The following is a 6,865-nucleotide window of genomic DNA, read 5'->3' as shown; positions in this document are numbered from 1 at the left end:
CGAGGGCTACCGCCCCGGCGTCGCCGAGCGCCTGGGCGTCGGGCCCGCCACCTGCCACGCCCGCAACCCGGCGCTCGTCTACGGCCGGATGACCGGCTGGGGCCAGGAAGGGCCGCTCGCCCCGCGCGCCGGGCACGACATCGCCTACATCGCGCTGACCGGCACCCTCGGCATGATCGGCGCCCCGGACGGGCCGCCCGCCGTCCCCGCCAACCTCCTGGGGGACTACGCGGGCGGCTCGCTCTACCTCGTCGTCGGCGTCCTCGCCGCCCTCCACCACGCGCGCGCCACCGGCGCCGGACAGGTCGTGGACGCGGCGATCGTGGACGGCACGGCCCACCTCTCCTCGATGATCCACGGCATGCTGGCCGCCGGCGGCTGGCAGGACCGGCGCGGCGCCAACCTCCTGGACGGCGGCTGCCCCTACTACGGGACGTATGAGGCGGCCGACGGCGGGTACCTGGCGGTCGGCGCGCTGGAGGAGCGGTTCTACGCCGGGTTCACCGAGCTCCTCGGCCTCGGGGAGTACGCCTCGGCGCACCGGGACCCCGCCCGCTGGGACGAGCTGCGCGAGGCGGTCGCGGCCCGTTTCAGGACCCGTACGCGCGACGAGTGGACCGCGCTCTTCGAGGGGTCCGACGCGTGCGTGGCGCCCGTGCTGTCCCTGCGCGAGGCACCGCACCACCCGCACCTCGCGGCGCGCGCCACCTTCACCGAGCACGGCGGCATCACCCAGCCCGCCCCCGCGCCGCGGTTCTCCGCCACCCCCACCGCCGTCCGCCGCGGGCCCGCCCTGCCGGGCACCGGCACCGCGGAGGTGGCCCGCGACTGGGACGTACCGGACCTCCTTACGGGCGCCCCCGCTCCGGAGGGTGCCTCCGCACCCGGGGGCGCCCGCGAACCGAAGGACACCCCCGAATGAAGCGGCAGATCTTCACGCCCGAGCACGAGGCGTTCCGCCGGACCGTCCGCACCTTCCTCGCCAAGGAGGTGCTCCCGCACCACGAGCAGTGGGAGGCGGACGGCATCGTCTCGCGCGAGGCCTGGCTGGCGGCGGGCCGCCAGGGCCTGCTCGGCCTCGCCGTCCCCGAGGAGTACGGGGGAGGGGGCGACGCCGACTTCCGCCACAGCGCCGTCCTCACCGAGGAGTTCACCCGGGCCGGCGCCGCCGGGCTCGCGCTCGGGCTGCACAACGACGTCATCGGGCCCTATCTGACGGGCCTCGGCACCGAGGAGCAGAAGCGGCGCTGGCTGCCCGGCTTCTGCGACGGCTCCCTGATCACCGCCATCGCCATGACCGAGCCCGGCGCCGGCTCCGACCTCCAGGGCATCAGGACGCACGCCGAGGACCGGGGCGACCACTGGCTGCTCAACGGCGCCAAGACCTTCATCTCCAACGGCATCCTGGCCGACCTCGTGATCGTCGTCGCCAGGACCACGCCCGAGGGCGGCGCGAAGGGCCTCTCCCTGCTGGTCGTCGAGCGCGGCGCGGAGGGCTTCGAACGCGGCCGCAACCTCGACAAGATCGGCCAGAAGGCCCAGGACACCGCCGAGCTGTTCTTCCACGACGTACGCGTGCCCAGGGCCAACCTGCTGGGCGAGCTGAACGGCGCCTTCGTGCACCTGATGACGAACCTCGCGCAGGAGCGGCTGGGCATCGCCGTGGCGGGGATCGCCGCCGCCGAGCACCTGCTGGAGATCACCACGGAGTACGTCAAGGAGCGCGAGGCCTTCGGACGGCCCCTGTCCAAGCTCCAGCACATCCGCTTCGAGGTGGCGGAGATGGCCACCGAGTGCGCGGTCACCCGGACCTTCGTCGACCGCTGCATCGTCGACCACACGGCCGGCGAACTGGACGCGGTGCACGCCTCGATGGCCAAGTGGTGGGCCACCGAACTGCAGAAGCGCGTCGCGGACCGCTGCCTCCAGCTGCACGGCGGCTACGGCTACATGACGGAGTACCGCGTCGCCAAGGCGTTCACGGACGGCCGCATCCAGACCATCTACGGCGGGACGACCGAGATCATGAAGGAGATCATCGGCCGTTCCCTGCTCGGCTGACGGCCCCCCTCCCCGCCGGGCCCCCTCCCGAAAGGTTCACGAGTGACCACCGAAGCGTACGTGTACGACGCGATCCGTACCCCGCGCGGCCGCGGCAAGGCGAACGGCGCCCTGCACGGCACCAAACCCGTCGACCTGGTCGTCGGACTGATCCACGAGCTCCGGGCCCGCTTCCCGGGGCTCGACCCGGCCGCGATCGACGACATCGTGCTCGGTGTCGTCGGACCGGTCGGCGACCAGGGCTCCGACATCGCCCGTATCGCGGCCATCGTCGCCGGGCTGCCGGACACCGTGGCCGGCGTCCAGGAGAACCGCTTCTGTGCCTCGGGCCTGGAAGCCGTCAACCTGGCCGCGATGAAGGTCCGCTCGGGCTGGGAGGACCTCGTCCTCGCGGGCGGCGTCGAGTCGATGTCCCGGGTGCCGATGTCCTCCGACGGCGGCGCCTGGTTCGCCGACCCGATGACCAACCTCGCCACGGGCTTCGTGCCGCAGGGCATCGGCGCCGACCTCATCGCCACCATCGAGGGCTTCTCCCGCCGCGACGTCGACGAGTACGCGGCACTGTCCCAGGAGCGCGCCGCCGCGGCGCGGAAGGACGGCCGGTTCGCGAGGTCGGTCGTCCCCGTGCGCGACCGCAACGGCCTCGTCGTCCTCGACCACGACGAACACCCGCGCCCCGGCACCACGGCCGACTCCCTGGCCAAGCTCAAGCCGTCCTTCGCGGACATCGGCGACCTGGGCGGCTTCGACGCCGTGGCACTGCAGAAGTACCACTGGGTGGAGCGGATCGACCACGTCCACCACGCCGGCAACTCCTCCGGGATCGTGGACGGCGCCGCGCTCGTCGCCGTCGGCTCCCGGGAGGCCGGCGAGCGGTACGGGATCACCCCGCGCGCGCGGATCGTCTCCGCGGCCGTCTCCGGCTCCGAGCCGACCATCATGCTGACCGGGCCCGCCCCCGCCACCCGCAAGGCGCTCGCCAAGGCCGGGCTGACCATCGACGACATCGACCTCGTCGAGATCAACGAGGCCTTCGCGGCGGTCGTCCTGCGCTTCGCCAAGGACATGGGCCTGTCCCTGGACAAGGTCAACGTCAACGGCGGCGCGATCGCCCTCGGCCACCCGCTGGGCGCGACCGGCGCGATGATCCTCGGCACCCTCGTCGACGAACTGGAGCGCCAGGACAAGCGGTTCGGCCTCGCCACACTGTGCGTGGGCGGCGGCATGGGCATCGCGACGATCATCGAACGCCTGTAACCCCCCCCGGTGAAGCACCGGACTTCTGTGGCCCCCGGACCCCGACGGACCTCGACGGAGAAGAATCCCCATGACCGAGAGCACCACCATCCGCTGGGAGCAGGACGGGACCGGGGTCGTCACCCTGGTCCTCGACGACCCCGACCAGTCCGCGAACACCATGAACCAGGCGTTCAGGCGGTCGCTCACCGCGGTCGCCGACCGCCTGGAGGCGGCGGTCCGGGACGACCCGCGGTCCGTGCGCGGTGTCATCCTGACCTCCGCCAAGAAGACCTTCTTCGCGGGCGGCGACCTGCGCGACCTCATCAAGGTCACCCCGGAGACGGCGCGGCAGCTCTTCGAGGGCGGCCTCGCCGTCAAGCGCGACCTGCGCCGCATCGAGACGCTCGGCAAGCCCGTCGTCGCCGCCCTGAACGGCGCGGCCCTGGGCGGCGGCTACGAACTCGCGCTGGCCTGCCACCACCGGATCGCCCTCGACGCGCCCGGCTCGAAGATCGGCTGCCCCGAGGTCACCCTCGGCCTGCTGCCCGGAGGCGGCGGCGTCGTCAGGACCGTACGCCTCCTCGGTGTCGCCGACGCCCTCCTCAAGGTGCTGCTCCAGGGCACCCGGTACAGCCCCCGGCACGCCCTGGAGAACGGCCTCGTCCACGAAGTGGCCGCCACCCGTGAGGAGATGCTGGAGCGGGCCCGCGCCTTCATCGACGCCAACCCCGAGTCGGGCCAGCCCTGGGACAGGCCCGGCTACCGCATCCCCGGCGGCACCCCCTCCAGCCCGAGGTTCGCGGCGAACCTGCCCTCCTTCCCGGCCAACCTGCGCAAGCAGACGGGCGGCGCGCCCTATCCGGCGCCGCGCAACATCCTCGCGGCGGCCGTGGAGGGCTCCCAGGTCGACTTCGAGACCGCGCAGGTCGTCGAGGCGCGCTACTTCGTGGAGCTGGCCGCCGGCCAGACCGCCAAGAACATGATCCAGGCCTTCTTCTTCGACCTCCAGGCCGTCAACTCCGGGGCCAACCGCCCCCGGGGCGTCGAGCCGCGCCAGGTCCGCAAGGTGGCGGTCCTGGGCGCCGGGATGATGGGTGCCGGCATCGCGTACGCGTGCGCCCGCGCCGGCCTCGACGTCGTCCTCAAGGACGTGTCCGCCGAAGCCGCCGCCAAGGGCAAGGGCTACTCCGAGAAGCTGTGCGCCAAGGCCGTCTCCCGCGGCCGTACGAGCCGGGAGAAGGCCGACGCCCTGCTCGCCCGCATCACGCCCACCGCCGACCCGGACGACCTCGCGGGCTGCGACGCCGTCATCGAGGCCGTCTTCGAGGACCCGGACCTCAAGCACAAGGTGTTCCAGGAGATCCAGCACGTCGTCGAGCCGGACGCGCTGCTGTGCTCCAACACCTCGACCCTGCCGATCACCGCGCTCGCCGAGGGCGTCGAGCGGCAGGCCGACTTCGTCGGACTGCACTTCTTCTCGCCCGTCGACAAGATGCCGCTCGTCGAGATCGTCAAGGGGGAGCGGACCGGCGACGAGGCCCTGGCGCGCGCCTTCGACCTCGTACGGCAGATCAGGAAGACCCCGATCGTCGTCAACGACTCACGGGGCTTCTTCACCTCCCGGGTCATCGGCCGCTTCCTCGACGAGGGCGTGGCGATGGTCGGGGAGGGCATCGAGCCCGCCTCCGTCGAGCAGGCCGCCGCCCAGGCCGGCTACCCCGCCAAGGTGCTCTCCCTGATGGACGAGCTGACGCTCACCCTGCCCCGCAGGATCCGCGCCGAGTCCAGGCGGGCCGTCGAGGCGGCGGGCGGCACCTGGACGCCGCACCCCGCCGAGGCCGTGATCGACCGCATGGTCGAGGAGTTCGGCCGCACCGGCCGCAGCGGCGGCGCGGGCTTCTACGAGTACGGGGAGGACGGCGGCCGCGCCGGGCTGTGGCCCGGACTGCGGGAGCACTTCACCCGCCCGGGCACGGAGATCCCGTTCCAGGACATGCAGGAGCGCATGCTGTTCAGCGAGGCGCTGGACACCGTCCGGCTCCTGGAGGAGGGCGTCCTGACGTCGGTCGCCGACGCGAACATCGGGTCCCTCTTCGGGATCGGCTTCCCCGGCTGGACGGGCGGCGTCCTGCAGTACGTCAACGGGTACGAGGGGCGTGACGGGACGGTCGGGCCTGCCGCGTTCGTGGCCCGTGCGCGGGAACTGGCCGAGCGCTACGGGGAGCGCTTCGCGCCGCCCGCCCTGCTCGTGGAGAAGGCGGAGAGGGGCGAGCGGTTCACCGACGGGTGACCCCGCCGGTGACCTGGTGTCCGGCTGCGGCGCCGCCGAAAGCGAAAAGCCGGGGCGCAGCCCCGCTTTTCAGGGGCGCGGGGAACTGCGCGACCGGCCACGACGGCGCCGCAGCCGTCCCGGAGACCAAAAACGCCCCCTTGCCGCCCTTCCGCCGGTTCCGCACACTCTCACCCCATGGAGACGCGTACCGCCCTGGTGACCGGCGCGTCACAGGGCCTCGGGCAGGAGTTCGCCGTCGCCCTCGCGGGACGGGGCTACCGGGTCGCGGGACTCGACCTCGTCCCGCAGCGGGAGACGGCCGGCCGCATCCTGGACTACGTGGAGCTGGTCGCCGACGTCACGGACGAGGCGCAGATCCACGGGGCCCTGGAGCAGGTGCTGGAGCGGTTCGGCACCCTGCACGTCCTGATCAACAACGCCGGCGACGCGGGTGTCCGCTCCCCGTCGGCCTTCGAGGACATCACGCCCTAGGAGTGGCGGCGGGTCATGCGCGTCAACCTGGAGGCGCCGTTCCTGATGGCCCGCGCGGTGCTGCCGTACCTGAAGGCGGCGGGCTGGGGCCGCATCGTGAACATCGTCTCGGCCGCGGTCCGCACCGCCCCGCCCACGATGGTGGCGCGCACGGCCTCGGAGGCCGGACTGATCGGCTTCACGCGCTCGCTGGCCTCGGCGCTCGGCCCCTGCGGCATCACCGTCAACGCGATCGCGCCGGGCCTGGTCCGTACGGAGACCACGGAGACCGCGGAGACCGCGGAAGCTGCAAAGACCGCAGAGCGCACGGCCGGTGCGAACGGCGGTTCCGGGCAGGTCCGCGCGCGGCAGGCCGTTCCGGGACCCCAGGAACCCGCCGATCTCGTCTCGACCCTCCTGTACGTGGTCGACGAGGGCAGCGGCTTCCTCACGGGCCAGACGCTCGACGTGGCGGGGGGTCCGGCCGGTGCGTAGGCCGGCGGCCGGGCGGGCGGGCCCGCGCTCAGGGATTGCCCAGCCACTCCCGCAGTTCCTCGTTGAGACTGCGCTGGAAGGCCGTCAGCAGGGCCTGCACCACCAGTGGTTGCATGTGCGCGGAGAGGTCCTTCACGGCCTCGACCGAGTCGTGCCCGGACACCTCCTCCCGGAACAGCAGGGAGAGCTCGTGGGCCGCGGCGCGGGTGTGCTCCACCATGACCGTGCGCGCGGCGAGGATCGTCTCGTGCGCCATCGGTACGTCGAGCAGCTGGACGCCGAGCCGCAGCAGCCCCAGATCCACGCGGTACGCGCCCGGTCCGGCCG

General features: G+C 73.0%; 4 protein-coding genes and 2 pseudogenes. 5 read left to right on the top strand and 1 reads right to left on the bottom strand.

Annotation, left to right across the window (positions count from 1 at the left end; translation table 11 throughout):
* The 5 genes and pseudogenes from HO151_RS06625 to HO151_RS06605 all read left to right on the top strand — a co-directional run.
* Positions 1 to 922 (top strand): CaiB/BaiF CoA-transferase family protein (locus tag HO151_RS06625; protein WP_173895156.1); only part of this gene is annotated, 922 nt, incomplete at its 5' end.
* On the top strand, positions 919 to 2,061 hold the full coding sequence (locus tag HO151_RS06620) for an acyl-CoA dehydrogenase family protein (RefSeq protein WP_173895155.1): 1,143 nt from the start codon (positions 919 to 921) through the stop codon (positions 2,059 to 2,061). The genes HO151_RS06625 and HO151_RS06620, both read left to right, overlap by 4 nt.
* 42 nt (positions 2,062 to 2,103) lie before the next feature.
* Complete coding sequence (locus HO151_RS06615; protein ID WP_173895154.1) at positions 2,104 to 3,318, top strand: acetyl-CoA C-acetyltransferase; 1,215 nt, start codon at positions 2,104 to 2,106, stop codon at positions 3,316 to 3,318.
* A gap of 70 nt (positions 3,319 to 3,388) precedes the next feature.
* Positions 3,389 to 5,590: a 3-hydroxyacyl-CoA dehydrogenase NAD-binding domain-containing protein gene (locus HO151_RS06610; protein ID WP_173895153.1), complete on the top strand. Its 2,202-nt coding sequence runs from the start codon at positions 3,389 to 3,391 to the stop codon at positions 5,588 to 5,590.
* Between the two features lie 177 nt (positions 5,591 to 5,767).
* Positions 5,768 to 6,538, top strand: a pseudogene (locus tag HO151_RS06605) (SDR family NAD(P)-dependent oxidoreductase).
* Positions 6,539 to 6,566: 28 nt separating this feature from the next.
* Here HO151_RS06605 and HO151_RS07545 read toward each other — a convergent pair.
* Positions 6,567 to 6,865: pseudogene (locus tag HO151_RS07545) on the bottom strand (transcriptional regulator); the annotation flags it as partial.

The organism is Streptomyces sp. 8P21H-1 (assembly GCF_013302945.1).
This window is presented reverse-complemented; position numbering and strand designations above follow the sequence as displayed.